Source organism: Streptococcus minor DSM 17118, from assembly GCF_000377005.1.
Taxonomy (GTDB): Bacteria; Bacillota; Bacilli; order Lactobacillales; family Streptococcaceae; genus Streptococcus; species Streptococcus minor.
This window is the reverse complement of record NZ_AQYB01000002.1, coordinates 1-1,423: the sequence shown is the minus strand read 5'-3', so window position 1 is coordinate 1,423 and position 1,423 is coordinate 1. Positions and strand designations below refer to the sequence as shown.

At 35.6% G+C, this 1,423-nt stretch carries 2 protein-coding genes; both read right to left on the bottom strand.

From position 1 onward, the window contains the following. Positions 1-223 precede the first annotated feature (223 nt). Positions 224-760, bottom strand: a complete 537-nt coding sequence (locus tag F602_RS10520) for a T6SS immunity protein Tdi1 domain-containing protein (protein ID WP_018165942.1) — start codon at positions 758-760, stop codon at positions 224-226. A gap of 9 nt (positions 761-769) precedes the next feature. Then, on the bottom strand, positions 770-1,423 hold a 654-nt coding region (locus F602_RS10945; protein ID WP_040839500.1), incomplete at its 5' end, for an HNH endonuclease signature motif containing protein.

Below are 1,423 nucleotides of genomic sequence, written 5' to 3'. Positions count from 1 at the left end.
AGCTATTTTGTGAACTGATGAGGCCCTTGTATTTTTTCTTCAGTTCATCATAGCTGAGTTTGTTCACATCTTTTTTGAAGGAATCACTGACCTTTGGTTGCTTGGCTGTGACGATGCCGTTAGAGTTTCTGTCAGTTTTTTTTTGAGAAAAACACCCCAAACAGTTAGATTTATCTCTAACTTCCGAGGTGTTGTTTAACTCTATCTAACTGAATTAACTCGTTTATCCCCAAAGTTGACCCATTATTGACCAATAAACATTTAAATCAATTTTATCAAGATTTTCAACATCATCAGCTCCTCCTAAAAATAAAGGTACCTTATACCCGATACATTCATTGTATTCAGGTGCGCCATTACCAGTTTTAGTCCATTCGTTAAAAAATGAAACCGCTAAAACTTCTTCTGCATACATAGGGATTTCTTTGTTCACAAAGTCTAGGAAAGAAGTAGGAATCTCAAGTATTTCATGTGCCCCAATATCACACATGTATATTTTTTCGTTCTCGGAATCTCCTGATATGAAAACTCTTCCCAGCCAGTCAAACCCAATTACTTTGACTTCATCACTCAGTTCATGGAATCCTTCTTTTACCATATTTTTCATACTGATTAACTCAGAAACATTGGACACTCGAAAAATACCATTTCCAAATACTTGACCTGAAAAATTTAAAACAAAATCTAAATAAATATCATCTGACCTTTTTGTATACTTTAATTTAGATGACATAAAAAAATTTAAAAAATTTGAAAACATCTATTCACCTCAATCTGTTATTGTAAAATTTCTAAATACTGTCCCGTCAGGATAATATTTAATTTTATGATGAATTTGCGAACCTAAACTTCTATTTACACTTTTGTCAAGAGGATTCATGTTACTTATTACATCAGCCCCTCCTAGTTGTAAATCAATAGTATGGTCTATATCGTAATTTTTAGGCACTGCATCTATACCATTGACTTTTTTATATCGATTGGCTGCTGAAGTTGAAGTTCTTGTGACTGGAGTTTTAACAGTATTGGCTTTTGAAAGAGCTTCTACTTTTTGAAGTGCTTGAGTTCTTTGAGAACTATTCCATTCTTCTTTGAATTTAAGTTGCACATCTATCCCTTGATTTTTCGCACCTTGGCCCACATTTTGGGAATTGTTAACTAAATCGGTTTGATCTGGTCCATATACTTTGCCTGTACCATTCGAGTTCGAACCTTGCCCACTGCTTCTCCATTTCATTCCATTACCAGTTGGTATGCTGGAATTACGCTTAGAATATTGGTGACCAGCGTAGATGCTCGCTCCAATTTGAACAGGTTCAATTAACCAGACATACGGCGCTATCTTTTTCTCTAGGTCTGTGGCTGGGGTGCCATCTGGTCTGCGACCAGTTTCTTGGATATGCTTGTAGAGGTTCAGGTAATG